The organism is Nocardia jiangsuensis, assembly GCF_042650385.1.
In the GTDB taxonomy this organism is placed as follows: Bacteria; Actinomycetota; Actinomycetes; order Mycobacteriales; family Mycobacteriaceae; genus Nocardia; species Nocardia jiangsuensis.
Genome location: NZ_JBHSAX010000007.1, coordinates 206,683 through 231,908, shown reverse-complemented (window position 1 = coordinate 231,908; position 25,226 = coordinate 206,683). Strand labels below are relative to the sequence as shown.

Below are 25,226 nucleotides of genomic sequence, written 5' to 3'. Positions count from 1 at the left end.
CGTGCCAGACGCCGCGAACCGCCTCGCCACCCGCACCGATCCCACCGCCGCGCCGCTCGTCGCGCTCTGCCCCGGCCTGCGCACCGCGCTGGAGCGGGCGGAATACGACGCCGACACCCTGCTCGCGGTGCTCGGGCCCGCGGCGCACGCCGCGCTCGGCCGCTCCGAGCCGGTCCCGGTGCGCCGCGCCGCCCGCGCCGCCGGCGACCTCGGCACGCTGATCGCGCTCTTCCTGCTGCACGACGACGTCCCGGTCGCCGCGGCGACCGCGGCACTGGCCCCGGTCGAGATCGCCGACGCGGTCGCAGCCGGGCTGCTCGAGCGGGACGGCGAGACGGTGCGCGCCGCGCTCGACCTGCGCCCCCTCGACGCCGGCGCCGGCACCCGCTGGATCATCTCCGACCTGGACGACTCCATGCGCCGCCGCACCCTGACCGAGGAGCACGTGCTCGGCGTCGGGCACGCCTCGCTCTCCCTGCTCCGCGCCACCCCCACCGATCCGGCGGGCACCGTGCTCGACCTCGGCACGGGCTGCGGCGTGCAGGCCGTGCACGCCGCCTCCGCCGCGGGCGCCGTCACCGCCACCGACGTGAACCCGCGCGCGCTCGCGCTGGCCGCGGCCACCTGCGCGCTGAACGGGCTCGAGGTCGAGCTGCTCGCGGGCTCCTGGTTCGAGCCGGTGGCCGGGCGCCGCTTCGACCGGATCGTGGCCAACCCGCCGTTCGTCGTCGGGCCCGCCCGGGTCGAGCACACCTACCGCGACTCCGGGCTCGCCCTGGACGGCGCCAGCGAGCTGGTGATCTCGACCGCGCCGGAGCTGCTCGCGCCGGGCGGCACCGCGGCGCTGCTCGCCGCCTGGGTGCACCGTGACGGCGAGGACTGGCGGGCCCGGGTCGCGTCCTGGCTGCCCGCGCACGGGGTGGACGCCTGGGTGGTGCAGCGCGACGTCGCCGACCCCGCGCTCTACGTCGGCACCTGGCTGCGCGACGCCGGGCTCGACCCGCGCGAGCCCGAGGCGCAGCGCCGCGCGGAGACCTGGCTGGACGTCTTCGAGACGGAAGACGTCACCGGGATCGGCTTCGGCTTCGTCTACCTGCGCGCGATCGACGGCCCCACCGAGCTGCTCGCCGAGGATCTCACGCACGGCTTCGACGACCCGCTCGGCCCGGAGGCCACCGCCTACTTCGAGCGCTCGGCCTGGCTGCGCGCCGTCGCCGCCGACCCGGAGGTGGCCTGGAACGCGCGCTTCCTCGTCCCGGACGCCACCGCGCTGGAGCGCGTCGCGCTGGCCGGCCCCGACGGCTGGGAACCGCTGGTCGCGCGGGTGCACCGCGGAGACGGGCCACGCTGGCAGCACGAGGTGGACGAGGCCGGGATCGCACTGCTCGCGGGAATGCGGCCGGACGGTCTGGCGTTGTCCGATCTGACGGAATTGCTCGCTCTCGCACACGGCTCCGGAGAGACGGCCCCCGAGTTCGCGAGCGCGGTGCTGGCCCTGGTGACGGGGTTGGTCCGGCACGGTCTCGTAGTGCCGGCGTAGCCACGCGCAGGCGTTCGCCGACGGGGTGCCCTTCTCAGGAACTTCTCAGCCGAAGGTGATGGAAAGCGCAGGCCAGAGCCTGTTTACCCGGACCGTCCCCGGGAACTTTCTCACTGTCGGTTCCGTTGATCCGAGTGAGACACCACCGACAGGAGGCAAGTCATGACAAGCCCCGCCACGACTCGTGTGCGCCCCAGCGATGCCGATATCGACGCCCAGAGCCCGGCCGCCGACCTGGTCCGCGTGTACCTGAACGGGATCGGCCGGACGGCGCTGCTCACGGCGGCCGACGAGGTGGAGCTGGCGAAGCGCATCGAGGCGGGTCTGTACGCGCAGAACCTGCTGGAGACCGGCAAGCGGCTCTCCGCCACGCGCAAGCGCGATCTGGCGGTCGTCGTCCGGGAGGGCCAGGCGGCCCGCTCGCACCTGCTGGAAGCCAACCTGCGCCTCGTGGTCTCCCTCGCCAAGCGCTACACCGGCCGCGGCATGCCGCTGCTCGACCTCATCCAGGAGGGCAACCTCGGGCTGATCCGCGCCATGGAGAAGTTCGACTACGCCAAGGGCTTCAAGTTCTCGACCTACGCCACCTGGTGGATCCGGCAGGCCATCACCCGCGGCATGGCCGACCAGAGCCGCACCATCCGGCTCCCCGTGCACCTCGTGGAGCAGGTGAACAAGCTGGCCAGGATCAAGCGCGAGCTGCACCAGCAGCTCGGCCGCGAGGCCACCGACGACGAGCTGGCCACCGAGTCCGGCATCCCGGTGGAGAAGATCGCCGACCTGCTCGACCACAGCCGGGATCCGGTGAGCCTGGACATGCCGGTCGGCAACGACGAAGAGGCCCCGCTCGGTGATTTCATCGAGGACTCCGAGGCCACCTCGGCCGAGTCGGCGGTGATCGCCGGGCTGCTGCACCGTGACGTGCGCAGCGTGCTCGCCACCCTGGACGAGCGCGAGCAGCAGGTCATCCGGCTGCGCTTCGGCCTCGACGACGGCCAGCCGCGCACCCTCGACCAGATCGGCAAGCTCTTCGGGCTCTCCCGCGAGCGGGTGCGCCAGATCGAGCGCGAGGTCATGACCAAGCTGCGCAAGGGCGAGCGGGCCGACCGGCTCCGCGCCTACGCCAGCTGATCCCCTCCCGAACACCGACGTCCTGGGCCGATCCCTCCGATCGGCCCAGCGTGGCATCCGGGGCCGCTACTGCTGGTCGACCTGCACGTCGTAGTTGACCGTGTCGCCCTCCACGCTGGTCACTGTGACGGTGAGGCCGAGGGTGTCGCCACCCGCGCTCAGCGTGCAGCGCATGGTGGTGCCGACGCTGCCGTTCAGATCACCGGGGCAGTCGATGGAGTCGGGGGTCTGCCCGACCTCCTCGGCCAGCGTCTGCGACACCGACTTCTCCAGATCGGTTTCGTCGATCTTCGGATCGCCGCCGACCGACACCGAACAGGCCGACAGCGCACACCCCAGCGCGAACAGGGTGGCGGCGCCGACGAGCCGGGCCGTCCGCCCGCGCACGCGCGGGGCGGTACGAACAGACGGGTCGGTCTTGGTGATGGTCATGGGGTTCCCTCTCCGGTCAGACGCAGTGATCGCGACAAGATCGCCGCACCCGGGCTGGTTGTTACCCCCCGACCCGTGCGACCCAGATTGTGCGACAAGATCGCCCGGCGCGGAGCGTTTTCCGACGTCGTTCATCCGATGGATACCGCGATGCCCGAAGTTCGCTCCGCACCCCGCACGGTCAGGCCAATCGGCGCGGGCCGATATCGAAGCGGCTCGGCTCCGGGCCGAATCGTGCCCGCGCGTACAGGATCGAGGCCGCCTGGGGCGCGGCCAGCACCGGATCGAAGGAGATCTCGCGCAGCTCGGGTAGATCGTCGAAGAGCGCCGAGATGCGCTGCGCCAGTTCGATCAGCGCCGCCTTGTCGACCCGCGGGCTGGCCGGTGTACCGGAGAGCAGCGGGGCCGCCCGCGGGGCGTCGATCAGCGCGGCCGCCTCGTCCTCGGTGAGCGGAAGCGCCCGGTAGGCCCGGTCGCCGAGCAGCTCGATGATCAGGCCGGAGAGCCCGAACTCCAGCACCGAGCCGAACGACGGGTCGTCGGTGACCCGCAGCACGCAGCCGACGCCCTTGGTCGCCATCCGCTGCACGTGCAGCACCGGGTCGCCACTGAGCCGTACCAGGTCCGCGTAGGCCTGGCGCACCGCCTCCGGCCGCCACAGGTCCAGCCGCACCCCGCTCAGGTCGGCGCGGCGCCGCCACAGCTCACCGGTCGCCTTGGCCGCCACCGGGTAGCCGAGCTCCTCGGCCGCCGCGACCGCCTCGTCCGCGCTGTGCACCTCGCGGAACTCCACCACCTCGATGCCGTAGCAGCCGAGCAGCCGCACCGTCTCCAGGTCGGTGAGCCAGCGCCCCTCCGGCGCCGCCGCCTGCCAGCCACGCAGCAGCTCCGCGGCCCGCTCGGCGTCGATGCCGGGCGGGCGGACCACCGCGGAGACCGGGCGGGTGCGCCAGTCGGCGTAGCGCCACACCCGGGCCAGCGCCCGCGCCGCGCGCTCCGGGTCCGGGTAGGACGGGATGGAGCCGCGGACCGGGATGGCGTTGTCGCCGCGCACCGCGAGCAGATTCGGCAGCCCCTCCTCCGCCATGAAGGTGGTGAGCAGCGGCTTGCGCGCCTCCGGAACAGCCGCCGCGGCCGAGCGGATGGCGTCGGCGAACCCGGCCATGGGCAGCGGCACCGGAGGGGCGAAGACCGCGATCACCGCATCCACCTCGTCGCTGCGCAGCGCCGCGACCACCGCGTCGAAGTAGTCGCCGGGCGTGGCCTGCGGGCCGAGATCGACCGGCTCCTGCTGGTCCTCGTGGTCGACCCAGCGCTCGGTGGGCCGGGGCCGCCGCGGCCGGGTGCGGCGCTGCCGCACCGGCCGCTGCACGCGCAGCCCCTCGCCCCTGGCGGCGTCCACCGCGAGCCAGTTCAGCGCCGCGCTGTTGCCGACCACCGCGACCCGGGGCCCGGCAGGCAGCGGCTGGTAGGCCAGCAGCGCGGCGCAGTCGAAGAGCTCGGAGATGGTGTCCACCTGGACGATTCCGGCCTGCCCGAACAGGTCGCGCACGATCGAGCGGTCCATGTCGCCCTCGGGGGTGGCGCGGGCGGCGAGCCTGCCGCTGCTCACCGCGACGATCGGCTTGTGCCTGGCCACCCGGCGCGCGATCCGGTTGAACTTGCGCGGGTTGCCGAAGCTCTCCAGGTAGAGCAGCACCACCTCGGTGCCGGGGTCGGTGTCCCAGTACTGCAGCAGGTCGTTGCCGGAGAGATCGGCGCGGTTGCCCGCGGAGACGAAGGTGGAGAGCCCGAGGTTGCGGGCCGCGGCCTGACCGAGAATGGCGACGCCGAGCGGGCCGGACTGGCAGAAGAACCCGATCCGGCCACAGTGCGGCAGCAGCGGGGCCAGCGTCGCGTTCATCGCGACCGCCGGGTCGGTGTTGGCGATGCCGAGCGCGCTCGGCCCGACCACCCGCATGCCGTGCCCGCGGGCCTCGGCCACCAGGTGCCGCTCGGCGGCGACGCCGTCCTCCCCGGTCTCGCCGAACCCGGCGGTCAGCACCACCAGCCCCTTCACCCGCTTGGCGAGGCAGTCGTCGAGCACCGAGTCGATGGCGGTGGCAGGCACCGCCACCACCGCGAGGTCGACCTCGTCCGGGATGTCGCGCAGGGTCGGGTAGGCGTGTACGCCGCGCACCGAGCGCCGATTCGGGTTCACCGGGTAGACCGGCCCCTGGAACACCCCGGCCAGCAGGTTGGCCAGGACCACGCCGCCGACCCGGCCGGTGCCCGGCGTCGCGCCGATCACCGCGATCGAGCGCGGGGCGAGCAGGTTGCCGACGCTGCGCGCCTCCGAGGCGCGCTCGCGCGCGTCGCGCACCGAGACCAGCGCCTCGGTCGGGTCGATGGCGAACTCCAGGTGCAGCACCGAGCCGTCCCGCGACCGCTCCACCTGGTAGCCGGCATCCCGGAAGACCGTGACCATCACGGTGTTCTCGGCGAGCACCTCGGCGACGAAGGTGGCGATGTCGTTCTCCGCGGCCGCGCCGGCGAGATGCTCGAGCAGCACCGAGCCCAGGCCGCGGCCCTGGTGCTCGTCGGCCACCACGAAGGCCACCTCGGCGGCGCGCGCGCCGGCCCGGTCGAGCAGCTCGTACCGGCCGACGGCGATGATCGCCTCGCCCAGTTCACACACCAGCCCCACCCGGTCGCGGTGGTCGACGTGCGTCGAGCGGTACAGGTCGCGCGGCGAGATCCGCGGGTAGGGGCCGAAGTAGCGCAGGTACCTGCTGCGCTCGGAGAGCCTGCCGTGGAACTCCTGCAGCCGCTCCGCGTCGTCCGTGGTGATCGGGCGCACCCGTACCACGCCACCGTCCGAGGCGAGCACGTCGGCGAACCAGTGCTGCGGCGGCGGGGGCGGCACCGCAGGCGTGCCGGGCTCGTCGGGGTACGGCTCAGTCACGGGGATCCTCCGGGTCGAGGCCGAGCAGCCCGAAGGCGGCGCGGCGGGTGGCGAGCACCGCGGTGTCGACGGCGCGGCGGGCCCGGTCGATCTGGGCGTCGCCGGTCTCGACGGCGCCTCCCGGCCCGTCCCACGGCTGGTAGCGGGTGTCGCCGCCCTCCCCGATGACCGTGGGCGGCTCCACCCGGGGCGCGACTACCCGCGCCCGCTCCCGCCACGCCTCCGGCAGCGGCGTCTCCGGCGGCAGCGGCCGGTCGAGCGCGGTGGCCAGCAGCTGGGTCCAGGCCCGGGGCACCACCCGGACCAGCCCGTACCCGCCGCCGCCGACGGCGAGCCAGCGGCCGTCGGCGTATCGGTCGGCGAGTTCGCGCATGGCGAGGAAGGCCGCCGTCTGCCCGTCGACGGTCAGCTCCAGATCGGCCAGCGGGTCCTCCCGGTGCGTGTCCACCCCGCACTGGCTGATCAGGATCTGCGGCCGGAAGGCGGCCAGCGCGCCGGGCACCACCGCGTGGAAGCCGCGCAGCCAGGCGGCGTCCCTGGTACCGGGCAGCAGCGCCAGGTTCAGCGCGGTGCCCTCGGCGGGCCCGGCGCCGACCTCGTCCGGCCAGCCGGTGCTCGGCCACAGCGTGGCCGGGTGCTGGTGGATGGAGACGGTCATGACCCGCGGGTCACCGTAGAAGGCGCGCTGCACCCCGTCGCCGTGGTGCACGTCGACGTCGACATAGGCGATCCGGTCGAAGCCGTGGTCGAGCAGCCAGGAAATGGCGACCGCGGCGTCGTTGTAGATGCAGAAACCGGCGGCCGAGTTCGCCATCGCGTGGTGCATTCCGCCGCCGATGCTCACCGCCCTCCGCGTGCGCCCCTCGGCGATCTCCCGCGCCGCCGCGAGCGTGCCACCGACGATCACCGACGCGGCGTCGTGCATTCCGGGAAATACCGGATTGTCGTCCGAGCCGAGCCCGAAGAGCGGCGCCGACGGGCGATTGCCCGGCGAGCCGGAATCCGGGACGGCGTGTCGCACCGCGTCGATGTACTCCGGGGTGTGCACGCGGAGCAGATCCGGCATTCCGGCCGGTTCCGGGCGAACCGTCTCGACCCCGGCGAGCAGCCCGAGTTCCCCGGCCAGCGCCATGGTGAGGTCGAGTCGTGCCGGTTTCATCGGGTGCTCCGGAGTCCAGGTGTACTCCAGGAATCGATCACTCCAGACGACCGTCGCGGAGGGCTCCGTCGATTGAGTGGCCATGCTCGCAACGCTAGCGGGAAGCACGGAACACCGCGAAGCGTTGACATGCAGTAGAAATACACGGGAGTGCGTTTCCAGTGGCGTGGCCGTTCCCGGGTAGAATTCGCGTTGACGAAGGGGTGACTGGTGAAGGATCTGGTCGATACGACGGAGATGTATCTCCGTACGATTTACGACCTGGAAGAAGAGGGCGTCGTACCCCTGCGCGCCCGCATCGCGGAGCGCCTGGAACAGAGCGGCCCCACCGTCAGCCAGACGGTCGCCCGGATGGAGCGCGACGGCCTGCTGCTGGTGGCGGGCGACCGGCACCTCGAGCTCACCGACAAGGGCCGCGGCATGGCGGTCGCGGTGATGCGCAAGCACCGCCTCGCCGAGCGCCTGCTGGTCGACATCATCGGCTTGGACTGGCAGAACGTGCACGCCGAGGCCTGTCGCTGGGAGCACGTCATGAGCGAGGACGTGGAGCGCAGGCTGGTCGAGGTGCTCAACAACCCGACCACCTCCCCCTACGGCAACCCCATCCCCGGCCTGGACGAGCTGGGCGTGATCCCGGCGTACCCCGGGGAGGAGCAGCTGATCCGGCTCTCCGACCTGGTGCCGGGCCAGGTGCACGCGGTCGTCGTACGCCGGCTCGCCGAGCACATCCAGACCGACCCGGATGTCATCGGCAGCCTGCGCGAGGCCGGTGTGGTGCCGGATGCGAGGGTCTCCGTGGAGAACCGCCCCGGCTCGGTGCTGATCACGGTCCCCGGCCATCAGGGCTTCGAACTGTCCGACGAGATGGCGCACGCCATCCAGGTGAAACTGGTCTGATACGTGAAACTTCTGGTCACGGGTGGCGCGGGCTACGTCGGCGGCGTCTGCGCGCAGGTTCTGCTCGAACGCGGCCACCAGGTGGTCGTGGTGGACGATCTGTCCACCGGCAACGCCGAGGGCGTGCCCGCCGGCGCCCGCTTCGTCGAGGGCGACATCGCCACCGCGGGCGTGGAGCTGATCGGCTCGGAGAGCTTCGACGGCGTGCTGCACTTCGCGGCGCAGTCGCTGGTCGGCGAGTCGGTGCAGCAGCCGGAGAAGTACTGGCACGGCAATGTGGTGAAGACGCTGACGCTGCTCGAGGCGCTGCGCCGCAGCGGAATCGGGCGCCTGGTCTTCTCCTCGACGGCGGCGGTGTACGGCGAGCCGGAGCAGGTGCCGATCACCGAGGAGGCGCCGGCCCGGCCGACCAATCCGTACGGCGCATCGAAGCTCGCCATCGACCACGCCATCACCTCCTACGCGGTGGCGCACGGCCTCGCGGCGACCAGCCTGCGGTACTTCAACGTGGCGGGCGCCTACGGTGGCCTCGGCGAGAACCGCGTGGTGGAAACCCATCTCATCCCCCTCGTGCTCCAGGTCGCGGCCGGGCACCGGGAGTCGATCGCGGTGTACGGCACCGACTGGCCGACCCCGGACGGCACGGCCGTCCGCGACTACATCCACATCCGTGATCTCGCCGACGCGCACCTGCTCGCGCTGACCAGCTCCGAGCCGGGTACGCACCGGATCTACAACCTGGGCAGCGGCACCGGCTTCTCGGTGCGCGAGGTGATCGCGGCCGTCCGGCGGGTCACCGGGCTGGAGATCGCCGCGGTGGACGCGCCCCGCCGGGCGGGCGATCCGGCCACCCTGGTGGCCGCCAGCGAGCGCGCCATCCGGGAGCTGGGCTGGCGCCCCGAGCACAACGACCTCGACGAGATCGTCGCCGACGCCTGGGAGTTCCTGCGCGGCCTCGGCGCGCGGGCGCACTCCGCTCCCGCCGCCACCGGTTCCTGACGTTCTCCGCCACCGGTCATCGGCGCGGCCCCAGGTCCAGCCCGAGATCGGTGGCGGACTCGTATCCGCACAGCACCAGCCGGCGCAGCTGCGCCGGGCGCATTCCCGAGCGCAGCGAGTTCTCCAGCAGGACCGCCATCGGATGCCCGGGTAGCGCGTCGAGCGCGAGATCGAAGGCGATGCCCGCGAGAGGGCCGTCGCCGCGCAGGTAGGCGCTGTAGCCGAGCAGAACGGCGGCCTCGGCGCGGTCGGCGCCGGTGAGGGCGCGGGTGAGCAGCAGCCAGAGCCGCTCGGCGGCGGTGGCGTGCGGGCCCGCGGCGAGCGCGAACATGATGTCGCGCACCGCGCGGTCGCGCAGCCCGACTGCGATCCGGGCCAGCTCGCGCGGCTGCGGCTCCGCGCCGGACTCCGGCGCGGAGATCTGCCGGAGCACGAATTCGGCCGTCTGCCTGCTGTATTCGAGCGGGACCCCGCGCCGCACGGCGTCGGCGTAGTCGGCGCGGGTGGCGGCCGCGACGGCGGGGAGTTCGCGCTCGACAGCGGCCGTCAGGTCAGGGGCGGCCGCGACCAGGTCGGTGAGTTCGGTGCGGGAGCCGCGCAGCGGCTGGCCGGACAGCACGTGCCCGAAGGCCACCGGCGAATCCGCCGGGTCGGGGAGCGTGCCCGCGGCCGCCGGGTCGAGCAGGTCCCGCCAGCGGGCGCCCGCGGTGAAGCCGGACAGGGAGTAGGCGGCGCCGAGCGTGAGCCCGGCCGCACCGAGGTGCTCGGCCAGCCCGGTCACCAGTGCGCTCCCCCGCTCGTGCTGCCCGCGCTCGTCGACGACGACGGCGATGATCTGCTCCACCCGGCCGGGGCCCTGGATGTCGGCGACGCATTCCGCGACGGCGTCGGCGGGCAGCGCGACCCCGCGCTCGGACTCCAGATCGAAGCGGACCACCGCGTCCACCCGTGCCGTGCCCGGCGGCGCCTGCTGCCGGTCGCCGGGTACCCGCAGCACCACGATCACCAGCGAGCGTTCCGGGGTGAACCCGACCATCGCGGGCACCGAGGCCAGGAGCGCGCCGGGCTCGCCCAGGTAGACGGTGGGCGCGTCGAACGGGGGATCATCGCCCTCGCCGCAGGACAACGGGGGCATCGGTCCGGGCGGCGGACCGGGAAGGGAGTGCGCTGGAGTGGACATGGGGCCACTGTGCCCGGTGCCCACGTTCGGCTCCCGACGCCGACCTGGGCGGAAAGGAACCTGGGGACAACCGCGCCCCTGTGGACAACTCAGCGCTCGCGGACCCGCTCGACCGCGGTCTCGAACAGCTCCTGCACCGGCCCCGGCTCCGGCTCGGAGCCGCCGAACACCATGCCGGTGACGGTGATGCGCACATCCCCCACCTGCCCGATCACCGTGCGCATGGTCTGCGTGAGCGCGGCGCCGCCGCGATCCGGCAGCACCGTGCGGAGCAGCGCGAGCGCGTCGTCCGGGGCGGGGGTGGCGGCGGGCGGATCGTCGAGCAGGTCGGTGACGACGGTGGCGCCCGCGCCCGCCCGCTGCACCCGGATGCTCCCGCAGTCCGCGAGCCGGGTGCGCAGCCGGGCCAGCGGCTGATCGGTGCGGCTCAGCTCCACGGTGAGGCTGGCCCGCGACTCCTCGTCGGTGCCGACCGCGACGGCGGTGCTCCCGGGATCGGCGCGCGCGGCGGGCGGGGTGCAGCGCGCCGGCTCGACGGTCGCGCCCGGCCCGACCCCGTCCAGGTCGCCCGCCGCCTGCACCGCGGCCTCGGCGGGCAGCCGCACCGCCGGGTACCCGGCCGGGAAGGACTCCGGCGCGGGCACCAGCTCGGCCAGCTCCGCGCCGACCGGCGCGCCGATCCGGGTCTGCTCGGCCGATCCCGGAGCGCCGGGTACCACCGAACCGCAGCCGGCCAGCAGTACGGCCGCGGCCGACAGCCAGCAGGCGGGCAGGAGGCGGTGCCGGGGCAGCCAGACGGGGGTCACACCTTCACTCTGCAACACCCTTACGGCGTGCCGCGTCCTGCCACGCCGCGAATCGAAGGTGATGAACCAGGATCCCCGGGTACCCCGCCAGCAGATCAGGGAATGTCCCGGCACCGTCGGGGCGTTGACCGAGGCGGGTGCGCGACGACCGGGAACGGCCCGGTACGCGGCACGAGTTCCATGAGCGACAATGGAACAGGGTTCGCAGCACGACAGGCGGGCGTGTGAGCCGGAGAGTTCCCCCGCCCGGGTGTGGCGGATCGCGCAGGAAGGAGTACGCGATGGACAACGAGTCGCGGATGTACGAACTGGAGTTCCCCGCTCCGCAGCTGTCGGCGCCCGACGGCTCGGGGCCGGTCCTTGTACACGGACTGGAGGGCTTCACCGACGCGGGTCACGCCGTGCGGCTGGCCACCACGCACCTGCGGGAGAGCCTGGAGAGCGAGCTGGTGGCCTCCTTCGACGTGGACGAGCTGCTCGACTACCGCTCGCGCCGGCCGCTGATGACCTTCAAGACCGACCACTTCGCCGACTACGCCGAGCCGGAGCTGAATCTGTGGGCGCTGCGTGACACCGCGGGCACCCCGTTCCTGCTGCTCGCCGGGATGGAGCCGGACCTGCGGTGGGAGAAGTTCACCACCGCGGTGCGGCTGCTGGCCGAGCAGCTCGGCGTGCGCCGCACGGTGGGGCTGAGCGCGATCCCGATGGCGATCCCGCACACCCGCCCGCTCGGCGTCACCGCGCACTCCTCGGACCGCTCGCTGATCGGCGACCACCAGCGCTGGCCCGGTGAGCTGCAGGTTCCCGGCAGCGCCTCGTCGCTGCTGGAGTACCGGATGGGGCAGCACGGCTACGAGTCGGTCGGGTTCAGCGTGCACGTGCCGCACTACCTGTCGCAGACCGCCTATCCGGAGGCCGCGCAGACGCTGCTGGAGAACGTCGCCGACAACGCCGGGCTGACCTTCCCGCTGGCCGCGCTCGGTGAGGCCGGTGCGCGGGTCCGCGAGCAGGTGAACGAGCACATCGCGGGCAACCCCGAGGTGGAGACGGTGGTGCAGGCGCTGGAGCGGCAGTACGACAGCTTCGTCACCGCACAGGAGCGGCAGTCCAGCCTGCTGGTCGGCGAGGGCGAGCTGCTGCCGAGCGGCGACGAGCTCGGCGCCGAGTTCGAACGCTTCCTCGCCGAGCAGACCGGCACCGACGACAAGGACGATCCGGGCGACCGCTGACCCGCCGACCGAGCCGCCGCACCGGGAATCCCGGTGCGTAGGGTGGTCGGAGTGGATCTGACCGAGCTGCTCGACATTCCGGGCACCGACGCCGACGCGCTCTACGAGTCGTTCGGCGCCTGGGCCGCCGAGCGCGGGACGGCGCTCTACCCGGCGCAGGACGAGGCGCTGCTGGAGCTGGCCTCCGGCTCGAACGTCATCCTGGCCACGCCGACCGGTTCGGGCAAATCGCTGGTCGCCGTCGGCGCGCACCTGTTCGCGCTGACCCGAGGGGTGCGCAGCTACTACACCGCACCGATCAAGGCGCTGGTGAGCGAGAAGTTCTTCGCGCTCTGCGAGCTGTTCGGCGCGGAGCGGGTCGGGATGGTCACCGGCGACGCCGCGGTGAACGCCGACGCCCCGATCATCTGCGCCACCGCCGAGATCCTGGCCAACCTGGCGCTGCGCGAGGGTTCGGCGGCCGAGGTCGGCCAGATCGTGATGGACGAGTTCCACTTCTACGCCGACCCCGATCGCGGCTGGGCCTGGCAGGTGCCGCTGCTGGAGCTGCCCGGCGCGCAGTTCCTGCTGATGTCGGCGACGCTCGGCGAGGTCGACTTCTTCGCCGAGGATCTGCGCCGCCGCACCGGAAACGCCACCGCCGTGGTCAGCGGCACGGAACGTCCGGTGCCGCTGACCTTCTCCTACGCCCGCACGCCGATCACCGAGACGCTGGAGGAGCTGGTCACCACGCACCAGGCTCCGGTCTATGTCGTGCACTTCACCCAGGCCGCGGCGCTGGAGCGGGCGCAGGCGCTGACCAGCGTCAACTTCGCCACCCGTGCGGAGAAGGACGCGATCGCCGACGCTATCGGGAACTTCCGCTTCGCCGCCGGCTTCGGCCGCACCCTGTCCCGGCTGATCCGGCACGGCATCGGCGTGCACCACGCGGGCATGCTGCCCAAGTACCGCCGGCTGGTGGAGCGGCTGGCTCAGGACGGGCTGCTCAAGGTGGTCTGCGGCACCGACACGCTCGGCGTCGGGATCAACGTCCCGATCCGGACCGTGCTGCTCACCGGGCTCACCAAGTACGACGGCACCCGGACCCGCCGGCTCAAGGCCAGGGAGTTCCACCAGATCTCCGGCCGGGCCGGGCGCGCGGGCTTCGACACCATGGGCACCGTCGTGGTGCAGGCCCCCGACCACGAGGTGGAGAACACCCGGCTGCTGGCCAAGGCAGGCGACGACCCCAAGAAGCAGCGCAAGGTGCAGCGGCGCAAGCCGCCGGAGGGCTTCGTCTCCTGGAGCGAGGAGACCTTCCTGCGCCTGGTGGACGCGCAGCCCGAGCCCATGGTCTCCCGCTTCCGGGTGACGAACTCGCTGCTGCTCAACGTGATCGCGCGGCCGGGCAACTGCTTCGCCGCCATGCGGCACCTGCTGGAGGAGAACCACGAGCCGCGCCCGGCGCAGCGCAGGCACATCCTGCGCGCGATCCGGCTCTACCGCGCGCTGCGCGACGCCGGGGTGGTGCAGCAGCTGGACGAACCGGACCGGTACGGCCGGATGGCCAGGCTCACCGTCGACCTGCAGCGCGATTTCGCGCTCGACCAGCCGCTCTCGCCGTTCGCGCTGGCCGCGCTGGAACTGCTGGACCGCGCGGCGCCGAGCTACACCCTCGACGTGGTCTCGCTGATCGAGTCCACCCTGGAGGATCCCAGGCAGCTGCTGATGGCGCAGCAGCACAAGGCCAGGGGCGCGGCGGTGGCCGAGATGAAGGCCGACGGCATCGAGTACGAGGAGCGGATGGAGCTGCTCGAGGAGGTCACCTGGCCCAAGCCGCTGGCCGAGCTGATCGAGCCCGCCTTCGAGACCTACCGCGCCGGGCACCCGTGGGTCTCCGAGTTCGCGCCGGCGCCGAAGTCCGTCGTCCGCGACATGATCGAGCGCGCCATGACCTTCGCCGAGCTGATCGCGCACTACGAGCTGGCCCGCTCCGAGGGCGTCGTGCTGCGGTACCTGGCCGACGCCTACCGCGCGCTGCGCCGCACGGTGCCGGAGGCGGCGCGCACCGAAGAGCTCGACGACCTCACCGAGTGGCTGGGCGAGCTGGTGCGGCAGGTGGATTCGAGCCTGCTGGACGAGTGGGAGCAGCTCACCGCGCCGGGCGCCGAGGCCGATCAGCAGCAGCTCGCCTACGGCGCGGAGTCGGTGCGGCCGATCACAGCCAACGAGCGCGCCTTCCGGGTGCTGGTGCGCAACGCGCTGTTCCGCCGGGTCGAGCTGGCCGCGCTGCGGCGCTGGGCCGCGCTCGCCGAGCTCGACGCGGAGCCGGACTGGGAGACCGAGCTGGCGCCGTACTTCGCCGAGTACGGCGAGATCGGTACCGGGCCCGATGCCCGCGGCCCGCAGCTCTTCCTGGTCGAGCAGCGCCCCGAGTTCTGGCACGTCAGGCAGACCCTGGCCGACCCGGCCGGCGACCACGGCTGGGCGATCGAGGCGGTCGTCGACCTCGCCGAATCCGACGCCGCGGGCGAGGTGGTCTTCGACGAGGTCACGGTGGCCGCGGGGTGATCGACGGCTCGACCTCGCCGTACCTGGTCCTCTATCCCGACCGGGTCGCGGCGGCCTACCGCGCGCTCGGCGCGGCCCTGCCCGGAGCGCGGATCCGCTACGCGGTCAAGGCCACTCCGGTGCCCGAGGTGCTCCTGGCGCTCGCCGCCGCGGGTGCGGAGTTCGACGTCGCGAGCCCGGGCGAGATCGAGCTCTGCCTCGGGCTCGGGATCGCGCCGGAGCTGCTCTGCTACGGCAATACGGTGAAGAAGGCGGCGCAGATCGCCGGGGCGCACGCGCGCGGCGTGCGGCGGTACGCCTTCGACACCGCCGACGACCTGCGCCGGATCGCACGGCACGCACCGGGCGCCGAGGTGGAGTGCCGGTTCCTGCCCGCGACGCCGCCCTCGCGCACCCCGTTCGGCGGCAAGTTCGGCTGCGCCCCCGGCGAGGTGGCGCCGCTGCTGACCATGGCCCGCGATCTCGGGCTGGTGCCGGCGGGACCGTACTTCCACGTCGGCTCACAGCAGACCGACCCCGCCGCCTGGCGGATCGGGCTGGAGCAGGCGGGCCGGATCGCCGGCGAGCTCGCCGCCGCTGGGATTCCGGTGCGCAGCGTGAACATCGGTGGCGGGCTGCCGATCCCGTACGCCGAGCCGGCGCCCGGGCTCGCCGAACTCGGTGCGGTGATCACCGCGGCGGCGCGCGAGCACCTGCCGCCCGGCACCGCGCTGGTGGTGGAGCCGGGGCGGGCGCTGACCGGCGCGGCGGGCGAGCTGCACTGCGAGGTGGTCGCGGTGCGCATCGCGCCGGACGGGCGGCGCTGGGTGTACCTCGACGTCGGCCGCTACAGCGGGCTGGCCGAGACGGAGAACGAGTACATCGTGTACCGGATCGCCACCGAACGGGACGGCGATCCGCGCACCGAGGCGGTGCTGGCCGGGCCGACCTGCGACGGCGACGATGTATTGTATCAATGCACGCGCATCCTGCTCCCGGTCACACTGCGAGCGGGCGATCGCGTCCGAATCCTCGACGCCGGCGCCTATACCGCGAGCTACGCGTCGGTGTCCTTCAACGGTTTTCCGCCCCTGACGGTGCATGTCACGGGCGCTGAGCGAGAGTGGGTGCAGTCATGACGGCGGAGTTCACCGGCAGGCACGTGCTGGCCGAGTTCGGTGGAGTCGACCCGGCGCTCTGCGACGATCCCGAACGCCTGGAGGTCGCGCTGCGCGCGGCGCTGGCCGAGGCGGGCGCGACCGTCTGCGACGTGGTGCGCCGCAAGTTCGAGCCGCAGGGCGCGACGGTGCTGGCGCTGCTCGCCGAGTCGCACGCCTCGCTGCACACCTACCCGGAGACCGGCGACATCTTCGTCGACGTCTTCACCTGCGGCAGCCTCGGCGCCGGCGCCGAGCACGCCGTCGAGTTGCTGCGCAAGGCACTCGACCCGGCGGAGGTGCGGATGTCGACGGTGCCGCGCGGGCGCGCCGGGCAGCGAATCGAGGAGCCGCTGGCTCCCGGGCTGACCCGGGCATGGGATCTCGCCGAGGTCATCGTCGACACGCACACCCCCTACCAGCACATGGTGATCGCGCGGACCGCGCAGGGCATCACGCTGTTCTCCGACAACGACCGGCAGTCCGCCGAGACCGCGCAGCTCACCTACCACGAGGCCATGATGGTCCCCGCCTTCGTGCTGGCCGAGAAGCTGGACACGGTGCTGATCATCGGCTCCGGCGAGGGCGTCGCCAGCGGGATGGCGGTGGCGGCCGGTGTCACTCGGGTCGACCACGTCGACATCGACCGGCTGGAGGTCGAGCTGTGCGCGCGGCACCTGCCCTACGGCTACACCCCGGACGAACTGGACGCCGCGGTCCGCGGCGACGGCCCGGTCACCGTGCACTACGCCGACGGCTGGGACTTCCTGGCGCGGGCCGCCGCCGCGGGCACCCGCTACGACATCATCGTGATCGACCTCCCGGACGAGCGGCCGGAGGAGGCGCAGCACAACCGGCTATACGAGGCCGAGTTCCTCACTCGCTGCCGGGAGCGGCTCGCTCCGGGCGGAGTGCTCACCGCGCAGGCCGGCTGCGCGACGCTGTGGCGCAACGAGACCCTGAAACGCTCCTGGCAGCGCTTCCACGAGCACTTCGGCACCGTGGTGCACTACGGCAGCGACGAGCACGAGTGGTCGTTCCTGTTCGGCCTGGTCGATCGGATCGGCGACCCGGTGCCAGGCATGGTCGACCGGCTCGGCACGCTGCCCTACCGGGCGAGCACCGTCGACGCGCGAGCGCTGTGGCGGGGCACCATCGAGCCGCGCTCGCTGCGGGCCTGAACCGCTCAGCGCGGCCGGTATTCGCGGATCAGCGCGGCGAGCTGCTCGTAGTCGTCGCGGCGGCCGGTGGAGGAGCGGAAGACCAGCCCGATGGTCCGGCCGGGCGCGGGCGCGGCGAAGCGCGCGGTGTCCAGCGTGCCGCGCGCGGTCTCGGCGGCCACCGCGGACTCCGGGATGAGCGTCACGCCGAGGCCGCCCGCGACGCACTGCACCACCGTCGCGAGCGAGGCCGCCCTGGTGTCGCCGACCGAGCCGGGGTGCGCCTCCGCGGTGCGGCACAGCTCGAGGGTCTGGTCGCGCAGGCAGTGCCCCTCGTCGAGCAGCAGCAGCGGCAACGCGTCGAGCGCGGCGGGCGGCAGGTCGGCGCGCCCGCCGAGCTCATGGCCCGGCGGGGTGATCAGCACGAATTCCTCGAAGTAGAGCTCGATCTCGCGGACGCCGGGCGCCTCGGTCGGCAGCGCGAGCAGCGCGACGTCGAGCACGCCGGTGCGCAGCCCGTCCAGCAGCCGGGCGGTCTGGTCCTCCACCACCTGCGGCAGCAGCCCCGGCATGTGCTCGCGCAGCCGGGGCAGCAGCGCGGGCAGCAGGTAGGGGGCGACGGTGGGGATGATGCCGAGCCGCAGCGTGCCGCCGAGCCCGTCGCCGGTGGCCGAGGCGAGGAAGCGATCCGCCGCGTCCAGGGTCGCGCGGGCCTGCGGCAGCAGCCGCAGCCCGGCTGCGGTGACCAGCACCCGGCGGGTGCTGCGCTCGATCAGCTGCAACCCGAGGCCGTGCTCCAAAGCGGCCAGTGCCTGCGACAACGTGGGTTGGCTCACACGGAGCCGGGCAGCGGCCGTGCCGAAGTGCCGGTACTCGGCGACCGCGACGAACGCACGCAGCTGTGACAGGGTGGGCTGATAAGTCTGATCAGACACGCCTATCAGTGTAGTGCGACCGATCACCTTTACCTTTAACTGGCAGCCCGGCAAGATCGGCGGTGAGTTCTTTCCATTCCGAACAATCCCGAGGAGACCAAGAATGGCCCTGCTGACCATCGGCGACCAGTTCCCGGCGTACAACCTCACCGCTGTCATCGGCGGTGACCTGTCGAAGGTCGACGCTCAGCAGCCCGACGACTACTTCACCCGGGTGACCAGCGACGACCACGCGGGCAAGTGGCGGATCGTCTTCTTCTGGCCCAAGGACTTCACCTTCGTGTGCCCCACCGAGATCGCCGCCTTCGGCAAGCTGAACGAGGAGTTCGCCGACCGCGACGCGCAGGTGCTCGGCGCCTCGGTGGACAACGAGTTCGTGCACTTCCAGTGGCGGGCCCAGCACGAGGACCTCAAGACCCTCCCCTTCCCGATCCTGTCGGACCTGAAGCGCGAGCTGGCCACCGCGGCCGGCGTGCTGAACGCCGACGGCGTCGCCGACCGGGCCACCTTCATCGTGGATCCGAACAACGAGGTCCAGTTCGTCTCGGTCACCGCGGGTTCCGTCGGCCGGAACGTGGACGAGGTGCTGCGTGTGCTGGACGCGCTGCAGTCCGACGAGCTGTGCGCCTGCAACTGGAAGAAGGGCGATCCGACGATCGACGCGGGCGCGCTGCTCTCCGCCGGCGTCTGACCGTCTCCGCCCCCGCACCACCCGAACCACGAAAGAGGAGCTCCCGCATGAGCATTGAGAACCTGAAGAGCGCCCTGCCCGAGTATGCCAAGGACCTCAAGCTCAACCTGTCGTCCATCACCCGCAGCACCGTGCTCTCCGAGCAGCAGCTGTGGGGCACCCTGCTGGCGGCGGCGGCCGCGACCCGGTCCGCCACCACCCTGCGCGAGATCGCCGAGGAGGCCGCCGACACCCTGTCGGCCGAGGCGTACGACGCCGCGCTCGGCGCCGCCTCGATCATGGGGATGAACAACGTCTTCTACCGGGGCAAGGCGTTCCTCGGTGGCAAGTACGACGACCTGCGGGCCGGGCTGCGCATGCAGATCATCGGCAACCCCGGGGTCGCGAAGGCCGATTTCGAGCTGTGGTCGTTCGCGGTCTCCTCGATCAACGGCTGCCAGCACTGCCTGGAGGCGCACGAGCACACCCTGCGCGAGGAGGGCGTCTCCCGCGAGGTGATCTTCGAATCGCTGCGCGCGGCCGCCATCGTCGCCGGTGTCGGCCAGGCCGTGCAGTCGACCGAGGCGCTCGCCACCGCGGCGGTCTGACCCGCTCCCGCCCGGGCCCCGCCCACGCCGTGGACGGGGCCCGGGCGCGTTCTCGCCGCGGGTAGGCTGGCCCGACATGGGCATCCGAGTGGAAGTGGTCCGTGTGTTCACCGACGCGAGCGGCCGGTTCGGCAACCGGCTCGGGATCGCCCGCGCGGCCGACGTCGCCGAATCGGAGCGGCAGGAGCTGGCCCGGCGGGCCGGGTACAGCGAGACGGTGGTGGTCGCCGAGCCGGTCGACGGCATCGCGACGCTGCGGATCTACACCCCCGCCGTCGAGCTGCCCTTCGCCGGGCATCCCTCGGTCGGCACCGCCTGGTGGTTCCTGCGCCGGGGGATCCCGGTGACGGCGCTGCGGGTGCCCGCCGGAGACGTCGCGGTGGCGAACGCCGACGGCCTCACCTGGATCACCGCGAAGGCCGACTGGACCCCGGATTTCGTGTTCCACCGCTACCCGTCGGCCGCCGAGGTGACCGCCCTCGACCCGGCCGACTTCCCCGGCGGCCCGCACTACGCGTGGGCGTGGAGCGACGAGCATCGCGGCAGCATCCGCAGCCGGATGTTCGGCCCGACCATGGGGATCACGGAGGACGAGGCGACCGGCGCCGCGGCGGTGGCGCTCACCGCGCAGCTGCGCCGCGGGCTGCACATCACCCAGGGTGCGGGGTCGCACCTGTTCACGCAGTGGGATTCGGACGGCTGGGTCCGGCTCGGCGGGCGGGTCGCCGATGACTCCGTCGCCGAGTTCTGATCAGCTCCGCGGCCGCGGGTGCCTGAGCTCGCCGATCCCCGCCACCGCGGCCGCGAGCAGCACGAACACCACGGTGAGCAGGACCAGCCCGAGCGTCAGCGAGACGTACCCCTGCTGCCTCGGGTCCAGGAACGGATACGGGTACCAGTCCACCGCGGGGCCGCGCAGCAGCGTGTAGAGCGCGTACCCCGCCGGGTACACCAGCCAGGCGCCGATCAGGCCGGGGGTGATCCCGAGCCGGCGCGGCACCAGGATCCAGTCGGCCAGCAGCACCAGCGGCAGGATGCGGTGCAGCACGTCGTTGATCCAGCGATCAGTGAGCATGACATCGATATCGGCCAGCAGCACCGCGTAGACCACGCCGGTGATCACCAGGTAGAGCGTGGCCGCGCCGCGCAGCAGCTGCCAGCGCCTGCCGTCCGGGTCGAGCACGCCGCCGACCAGCAGCACCAGCACCCCGATCACGTTCGACTGGATGGTGAAGTAGCTGAAGTAGTTGCCGATCGAGAACTCCGGCACGTCCAGGTTGCGGAGCGGGATCCAGAGCAGCGCCAGCACCCCGAGCGCCCCGAGGACGACCCGTGCCGCGCGGATCCACCCGGCCGTGCCCGCACCTGTCATCCACCGATGATCGCATGCGGCCGGGCGGGCCGATGCTGGTGGGCGAACCCCCGGCTACCCCGCGGCGCACAGTCGGACCGCGCCGGCGGCGCCGTGCCCCCGGTCACCGGCTGCTGTGCCGCTGATCACCGGAGAGAAACGCAGGCGCGGGAACAGCACCGTCTTCGCTAGGCTGGTGGACGCAATGAGCAGCACAACCGCCACCGGACGCCGCGAGCTCCGCACCCGCCTGGCGAACCTCTCGCTTCGCGACGAACACCGGCTGCGCCGCAGGCTGGACCGGGCCGATGGCCCCGAGCAGGCCGCGCTGGAAGCCGAGATCACCGCCGCCGAACAGCGGATCGAGGCGCGCCGCGCCGCCGTGCCCGCGATCGGGTACCCCGAGCAGCTGCCGGTCACCGCGCGGCGCGCGGACATCGCCGCGGCCATCGCCGCCAACCAGGTGGTGATCGTGGCGGGCGAGACCGGCTCCGGCAAGACCACCCAGATCCCGAAGATCTGCCTGGAGCTGGGGCGCGGTATCCGCGGCACCATCGGGCACACCCAGCCGCGCAGGCTCGCGGCGCGCACCGTGGCCGAGCGGATCGCCGAGGAGCTCGGCACCGAGCTGGGCGACGTCGTCGGCTACACCGTGCGCTTCACCGACCAGGCCTCGGACCGCACCCTGGTCAAGCTCATGACCGACGGCATCCTGCTCGCCGAGATCCAGCGTGACCGGATGCTGCGCCGCTACGACACGATCATCATCGACGAGGCGCACGAGCGCAGCCTCAACATCGACTTCCTCCTCGGCTACCTGGCCCAGCTGCTGCCGCGCAGGCCCGATCTCAAGATCGTGATCACCTCGGCGACCATCGACCCGGAGCTGTTCGCCAGGCACTTCGCCGCGCCGGACGGCACCCCGGCGCCGATCGTCGAAGTGTCGGGGCGGTCGTTCCCGGTGGAGATCCGATATCGGCCGCTCTCGCTGGAGCTGCCGTCGTCGCGGGACGAGGACGACGAGGAATCCACCGTGGTGGATCGCGACCCCGTGGACGCCATCGGCGACGCGGTGCGCGAGCTCTTCGCCGAGGGCGACGGCGACGTGCTCGTCTTCCTCTCCGGCGAGCGCGAGATCAGGGACACCGCCGACGCGCTGCGCGAGCTGAAACTGCCGCGCACCGAGATCCTGCCGCTGTATGCCCGGCTCTCCGCCGCCGAGCAGCACCGGGTCTTCGCCCCGCACACCGGGCGGCGCGTCGTGCTCGCCACCAATGTGGCCGAGACCTCGCTGACCGTGCCCGGGATCCGGTACGTGATCGATCCGGGCACCGCGCGGATCTCCCGCTACTCCATGCGCACCAAGGTGCAGCGGCTGCCGATCGAAGCGGTGTCACAGGCGTCGGCGCGGCAGCGCTCCGGGCGCTGCGGGCGCGTCGCCGACGGCATCGCCATCCGGCTCTACAGCGAGGAGGACTTCGAGTCCAGGCCCGCCTTCACCGAGCCGGAGATCCTGCGCACCAACCTGGCCGCCGTCATCCTGCAGATGACCGCGCTCGGGCTCGGCGACATCGAGAGCTTCCCGTTCCTGCAGGCGCCGGAGCATCGCGCCATCCGCGACGGCATCGCGCTGCTGCAGGAGCTCGGCGCGCTCGGCGCGGCCGATGCGACGACCGAGGGGGCGGCGCGCACCGAGGCGCAGCGGCTCGTGCTCACCGCCGTCGGGCGGGAGATGGCGCAGCTGCCGGTCGACCCGCGGATGGCGCGCATGCTGGTCGAGGCACAGCGCACCGGGTGCCTGGCCGAGGTGCTGGTGATCGTGGCGGCGCTCTCCATCCAGGACGTGCGGGAACGTCCGGTGGAGCAGCAGCAGGCGGCGGACGCCAAACACGCGCGGTTCGTCGTCGAGGGCTCCGACTTCCTCGCCTTCCTGAAGCTGTGGGACCACCTCGGTGAGCAGCGGAGGTCGCTCAGCGGCAACCAGTTCCGCCGCATGTGCCGCGAGGACTTCCTGCACTACCTCCGGATTCGGGAGTGGCAGGACCTGCACGGGCAGCTGCGCACCATCACGAGGGGGCTGGGGTGGGACGCCGCGGGCGACGGCGCCGCAACCGGGTCCCGGCGGCGCGGGGCCGGTGCCGACGGTCCCGGCGTCCAGCGCGCGGACGACCGGCGCCCGGCGCGCGACGGCTCGGCGCAGACTCGTACCGCACGCGGCGCTACCGGCGACTCGAGCAACGGTGCGGCACAGGCCGACAGCGCGCCGGGAGCCGCAGGCGCCAAGAATCCTCGCCGCCGTGGCGGCCGACCGGCGCGCACAGCGGAACCGGCACCGAACCCCGCCGCGCAGGACGGCGAGACCACCTACGACGCCACGTCGATCCACCAGGCCCTGCTGGCAGGCATGCTCTCCCACCTCGGTCTCCGAGAGGCCGAGACCCGGGAATTCCTCGGGGCCCGCAACGCCAGGTTCATGATCTTCCCCGGCTCCGCGCTCGCCAGGAAGCCCCCGCGCTGGGTGATGGCCGCCGAACTCGTCGAAACCTCCCGCCTGTGGGGCCGGATGGTGGCGAAGGTGGAACCGGAGTGGGCCGAGCGCCTCGCGGGCGACCTGGTGAAGCGCACCTACTCCGAACCGCACTGGTCGGCCAGGCGCGGCGCCGCGCAGGCGTACGAGCGGGTCACGCTCTACGGCTTGCCGCTGGTCCCGCGCCGCGCCGTCGACTTCGGCCGGATCGACCCCGAGGTCTCCCGCGAACTACTCATCCGGCACGCGCTGGTGCAGGGCGAGTGGCAGACGAAGCACGAGTTCTTCCATCGCAACCGCGCCCTGCTGGAGGACGTCGCCGACCTGGAGCACCGGGCCCGCCGCCGCGACATCCTGGTCGACGACGAGGTGCTGTTCCAGTTCTACGACGAGCGGCTGCCCGCCGACATCGTCTCGGTGCGGCACTTCGACAGCTGGTGGCGCACGGCCCGCAGGACCGAGCCCGCGCTGCTCGATTTCGACACCGCCACCGTCGTCAACGAGGGCGTGGCCGCGCTCGACCCCACCGATTTCCCGGACACCTGGCGGCAGGGCGAGCTCACCTTCCCGCTGACCTACCAGTTCGAGCCGGGCACCGAGGAGGACGGGCTGACCGTCCGGATCCCGGTGGAGCAGCTGGCGCACGTGCGCCCGGTCGGCTTCGACTGGCTGGTGCCAGGCATGCGCGTCGAGCTCGCCACCGCGCTGATCAAGACGCTGCCGAAATCGCTGCGGCGCAGCGTCGTTCCGGCGCCGGATTTCGCCGCCGCCGCGCTGGCCGCGCTCACCCCGCGCGCCGAACCGCTGGTCACCGGCTTGGCCAGGGAACTGTCCCGGCTCGGCTCGGTGACCATCGCCCCGCGCGACCTGGACACCGCCGCGCTCCCGCCGCACCTGCGCGCCACCTTCGCCGCGCTCGACCGGGCTGGCCGGGTGCTGGATCGGGACAAGAGCCTGGCCGCGCTGAAATCGCGGCTGGCCGAGGATGTCTCGCGCTCGGTGGCGAAGGCCACCGCCGGCGCCGAGCGCGCACCGGCGGCGGTGTGGACCTCGGAATCGCTCGGCACCCTGGCGCCGACGGTGCGGCGCGAGGTCGCGGGCCAGACCGTCACCGGCTACCCGGCGCTGGTGCCGGAGCCTGCCGGTGTCGCGGTGCGGGTGCTGAGTTCACCCGCCGAGCAGGCCGCCGCCATGCGCGCGGGCACCCGCGCGCTGCTGCTGGCGGCGCTGCCGGGCAGTACGAAGGCGGTCACCTCGGGGCTGGCCCCTGCGGACCGGCTGGCGCTCGGCCGCAATCCGTACGGTTCGCTGGATGCCCTGGTCGAGGACTGTCGCGCGGCGGCCGCCGACGAGCTGCTGGCCGCGGAGGGCGGGCCGGTGCGCGACCCGAAGGAGTTCGCGGCTCTGGTCGCCCGGGTGCGTCCGCGCTTCACCGGCGCCGTCGCCGCGATCGTGCGGCTGGTGGCGCCGGTGCTCGCCGCCGCCACCGAGGTGGAGGGCGCGCTCGCCGACACCGTCGAGCGCGATATCGCCGACGACGTCCGGCGCCAGCTCGACGACCTGGTCTACCCCGGCTTCATCGCCGAGCACGGCCCCCAGCGGCTCCGCGACCTCCCCCGCTACCTGCGCGCCGCCGCCGCCCGGCTGCACGCCCTCCCCGCCTCGGCCGTCCGCGACCGCCAGGGCATGGACCAGCTCGACCGCGTCCTCACCGCCTACGACCGCCTGCTCGGCACCCTCCCCGAAGCCCGCCGCCGCACCCGCGCGGTCACCGACATCTGGTGGATGATCGAGGAACTCCGGGTCAGCCTCTTCGCCCAGAAACTCGGGACCCCCTACCCGATCTCCGCCAAACGGATCGAGAAGGCGATCGCGGGCATCCGCGGTTGACGGGTGGTGGCCGGCCGGACGCCCGCCGCGGGTCAGCCGATCAGCGAGGGCGACGCCGTGCTCTCGGTCGTGAAGAGCGGTG

At 72.9% G+C, this 25,226-nt stretch carries 19 protein-coding genes; 12 read left to right on the top strand and 7 right to left on the bottom strand.

Features of this window, described 5'->3' with window-relative positions; genetic code table 11:
- Position 1: 1 nt before the first annotated feature.
- Entirely contained in the window at positions 2 to 1,540 is a 1,539-nt protein-coding gene (locus ACFO0B_RS08790; protein ID WP_378611827.1) for a DUF7782 domain-containing protein, read from the top strand.
- 162 nt (positions 1,541 to 1,702) lie between these two features.
- A complete protein-coding gene (locus tag ACFO0B_RS08785) occupies positions 1,703 to 2,671 on the top strand; it encodes a sigma-70 family RNA polymerase sigma factor (protein WP_233019513.1) in 969 nt (322 codons plus the stop codon).
- Positions 2,672 to 2,737: 66 nt separating this feature from the next.
- On the opposite strand, the gene ACFO0B_RS08780 is transcribed toward ACFO0B_RS08785, so the two are convergent.
- From ACFO0B_RS08780 to ACFO0B_RS08770, 3 genes are all read right to left on the bottom strand, one after another.
- Positions 2,738 to 3,103, bottom strand: coding sequence for a DUF4333 domain-containing protein (locus ACFO0B_RS08780; protein WP_378611826.1), 366 nt, complete (start codon positions 3,101 to 3,103; stop codon positions 2,738 to 2,740).
- 181 nt (positions 3,104 to 3,284) lie between these two features.
- Positions 3,285 to 6,047 carry a bifunctional acetate--CoA ligase family protein/GNAT family N-acetyltransferase gene (locus tag ACFO0B_RS08775; RefSeq protein ID WP_378611825.1) on the bottom strand — a complete coding sequence of 921 codons (2,763 nt, stop codon included), beginning with the start codon at positions 6,045 to 6,047 and terminating at the stop codon, positions 3,285 to 3,287.
- Positions 6,040 to 7,290, bottom strand: coding sequence for an acetoin utilization protein AcuC (locus ACFO0B_RS08770; RefSeq protein ID WP_378611824.1), 1,251 nt, complete (start codon positions 7,288 to 7,290; stop codon positions 6,040 to 6,042). The genes ACFO0B_RS08775 and ACFO0B_RS08770 overlap by 8 nt, the downstream gene beginning before the upstream one ends.
- 126 nt (positions 7,291 to 7,416) lie before the next feature.
- Here ACFO0B_RS08770 and ACFO0B_RS08765 point away from each other — a divergent pair, with 126 nt between their 5' ends.
- A complete protein-coding gene (locus tag ACFO0B_RS08765) occupies positions 7,417 to 8,103 on the top strand; it encodes a metal-dependent transcriptional regulator (protein WP_233019517.1) in 687 nt (228 codons plus the stop codon).
- Between the two features lie 3 nt (positions 8,104 to 8,106).
- Positions 8,107 to 9,102 carry a UDP-glucose 4-epimerase GalE gene (gene galE / locus ACFO0B_RS08760; protein WP_378611823.1) on the top strand — a complete coding sequence of 332 codons (996 nt, stop codon included), beginning with the start codon at positions 8,107 to 8,109 and terminating at the stop codon, positions 9,100 to 9,102.
- 16 nt (positions 9,103 to 9,118) lie between these two features.
- Here the strand turns inward: galE and ACFO0B_RS08755 are convergent, their stop codons facing one another.
- The gene (locus ACFO0B_RS08755; RefSeq protein WP_378611822.1) at positions 9,119 to 10,282 is read right to left on the bottom strand and encodes a DUF4192 domain-containing protein; all 1,164 of its coding nucleotides are present in this window, start codon (positions 10,280 to 10,282) and stop codon (positions 9,119 to 9,121) included.
- Positions 10,283 to 10,371: 89 nt separating this feature from the next.
- Positions 10,372 to 11,088, bottom strand: coding sequence for a sensor domain-containing protein (locus ACFO0B_RS08750; RefSeq protein ID WP_378611821.1), 717 nt, complete (start codon positions 11,086 to 11,088; stop codon positions 10,372 to 10,374).
- Positions 11,089 to 11,369: 281 nt separating this feature from the next.
- Here ACFO0B_RS08750 and ACFO0B_RS08745 point away from each other — a divergent pair, with 281 nt between their 5' ends.
- From ACFO0B_RS08745 to speD, 4 genes are all read left to right on the top strand, one after another.
- Entirely contained in the window at positions 11,370 to 12,317 is a 948-nt protein-coding gene (locus tag ACFO0B_RS08745; protein ID WP_378611820.1) for a proteasome assembly chaperone family protein, read from the top strand.
- Positions 12,318 to 12,392: 75 nt separating this feature from the next.
- Positions 12,393 to 14,867, top strand: a complete 2,475-nt coding sequence (locus ACFO0B_RS08740; RefSeq protein WP_378611892.1) for a DEAD/DEAH box helicase — start codon at positions 12,393 to 12,395, stop codon at positions 14,865 to 14,867.
- Positions 14,864 to 15,985, top strand: coding sequence for a type III PLP-dependent enzyme (locus ACFO0B_RS08735; RefSeq protein WP_378611819.1), 1,122 nt, complete (start codon positions 14,864 to 14,866; stop codon positions 15,983 to 15,985). Before ACFO0B_RS08740 ends, ACFO0B_RS08735 begins: the two co-directional genes overlap by 4 nt.
- Positions 15,982 to 17,184, top strand: coding sequence for an adenosylmethionine decarboxylase (gene speD / locus ACFO0B_RS08730; RefSeq protein ID WP_378611818.1), 1,203 nt, complete (start codon positions 15,982 to 15,984; stop codon positions 17,182 to 17,184). Before ACFO0B_RS08735 ends, speD begins: the two co-directional genes overlap by 4 nt.
- A gap of 5 nt (positions 17,185 to 17,189) precedes the next feature.
- On the opposite strand, the gene ACFO0B_RS08725 is transcribed toward speD, so the two are convergent.
- Complete coding sequence (locus ACFO0B_RS08725; protein ID WP_378611817.1) at positions 17,190 to 18,098, bottom strand: hydrogen peroxide-inducible genes activator; 909 nt, start codon at positions 18,096 to 18,098, stop codon at positions 17,190 to 17,192.
- Positions 18,099 to 18,201: 103 nt separating this feature from the next.
- Here ACFO0B_RS08725 and ACFO0B_RS08720 point away from each other — a divergent pair, with 103 nt between their 5' ends.
- The 3 genes from ACFO0B_RS08720 to ACFO0B_RS08710 all read left to right on the top strand — a co-directional run bounded on the left by ACFO0B_RS08720 (position 18,202) and on the right by ACFO0B_RS08710 (position 20,127).
- Positions 18,202 to 18,789, top strand: coding sequence for a peroxiredoxin (locus ACFO0B_RS08720; RefSeq protein WP_378611816.1), 588 nt, complete (start codon positions 18,202 to 18,204; stop codon positions 18,787 to 18,789).
- Positions 18,790 to 18,836: 47 nt separating this feature from the next.
- Entirely contained in the window at positions 18,837 to 19,376 is a 540-nt protein-coding gene (locus ACFO0B_RS08715; RefSeq protein WP_378611815.1) for a carboxymuconolactone decarboxylase family protein, read from the top strand.
- Between the two features lie 76 nt (positions 19,377 to 19,452).
- Complete coding sequence (locus tag ACFO0B_RS08710; protein ID WP_378611814.1) at positions 19,453 to 20,127, top strand: PhzF family phenazine biosynthesis protein; 675 nt, start codon at positions 19,453 to 19,455, stop codon at positions 20,125 to 20,127.
- On the opposite strand, the gene ACFO0B_RS08705 is transcribed toward ACFO0B_RS08710, so the two are convergent.
- Positions 20,128 to 20,748 (bottom strand): Pr6Pr family membrane protein, encoded by a 621-nt coding sequence (locus tag ACFO0B_RS08705; protein ID WP_378611813.1) that lies wholly within the window; start codon positions 20,746 to 20,748, stop codon positions 20,128 to 20,130.
- 184 nt (positions 20,749 to 20,932) lie between these two features.
- On the opposite strand from ACFO0B_RS08705, the gene hrpA reads away from it, so the two are divergent.
- Positions 20,933 to 25,144: an ATP-dependent RNA helicase HrpA gene (gene hrpA / locus ACFO0B_RS08700; RefSeq protein WP_378611812.1), complete on the top strand. Its 4,212-nt coding sequence runs from the start codon at positions 20,933 to 20,935 to the stop codon at positions 25,142 to 25,144.
- Positions 25,145 to 25,226: the final 82 nt, after the last annotated feature.

What these genes read in the sequence shown, in the direction of transcription:
- ACFO0B_RS08785 (WP_233019513.1), top strand. Translation starts at nt 1,703, where the DNA reads ATGACAAGCCCCGCCACGACTCGTGTGCGCCCCAGCGATGCCGATATC.
- ACFO0B_RS08780 (WP_378611826.1), bottom strand. Translation starts at nt 3,103, where the DNA reads ATGACCATCACCAAGACCGACCCGTCTGTTCGTACCGCCCCGCGCGTG.
- ACFO0B_RS08770 (WP_378611824.1), bottom strand. Translation starts at nt 7,290, where the DNA reads ATGGCCACTCAATCGACGGAGCCCTCCGCGACGGTCGTCTGGAGTGAT.
- ACFO0B_RS08755 (WP_378611822.1), bottom strand. Translation starts at nt 10,282, where the DNA reads ATGTCCACTCCAGCGCACTCCCTTCCCGGTCCGCCGCCCGGACCGATG.
- ACFO0B_RS08745 (WP_378611820.1), top strand. Translation starts at nt 11,370, where the DNA reads ATGGACAACGAGTCGCGGATGTACGAACTGGAGTTCCCCGCTCCGCAG.
- speD (WP_378611818.1), top strand. Translation starts at nt 15,982, where the DNA reads ATGACGGCGGAGTTCACCGGCAGGCACGTGCTGGCCGAGTTCGGTGGA.
- ACFO0B_RS08720 (WP_378611816.1), top strand. Translation starts at nt 18,202, where the DNA reads ATGGCCCTGCTGACCATCGGCGACCAGTTCCCGGCGTACAACCTCACC.
- ACFO0B_RS08715 (WP_378611815.1), top strand. Translation starts at nt 18,837, where the DNA reads ATGAGCATTGAGAACCTGAAGAGCGCCCTGCCCGAGTATGCCAAGGAC.
- ACFO0B_RS08710 (WP_378611814.1), top strand. Translation starts at nt 19,453, where the DNA reads ATGGGCATCCGAGTGGAAGTGGTCCGTGTGTTCACCGACGCGAGCGGC.
- ACFO0B_RS08705 (WP_378611813.1), bottom strand. Translation starts at nt 20,748, where the DNA reads ATGACAGGTGCGGGCACGGCCGGGTGGATCCGCGCGGCACGGGTCGTC.
- hrpA (WP_378611812.1), top strand. Translation starts at nt 20,933, where the DNA reads ATGAGCAGCACAACCGCCACCGGACGCCGCGAGCTCCGCACCCGCCTG.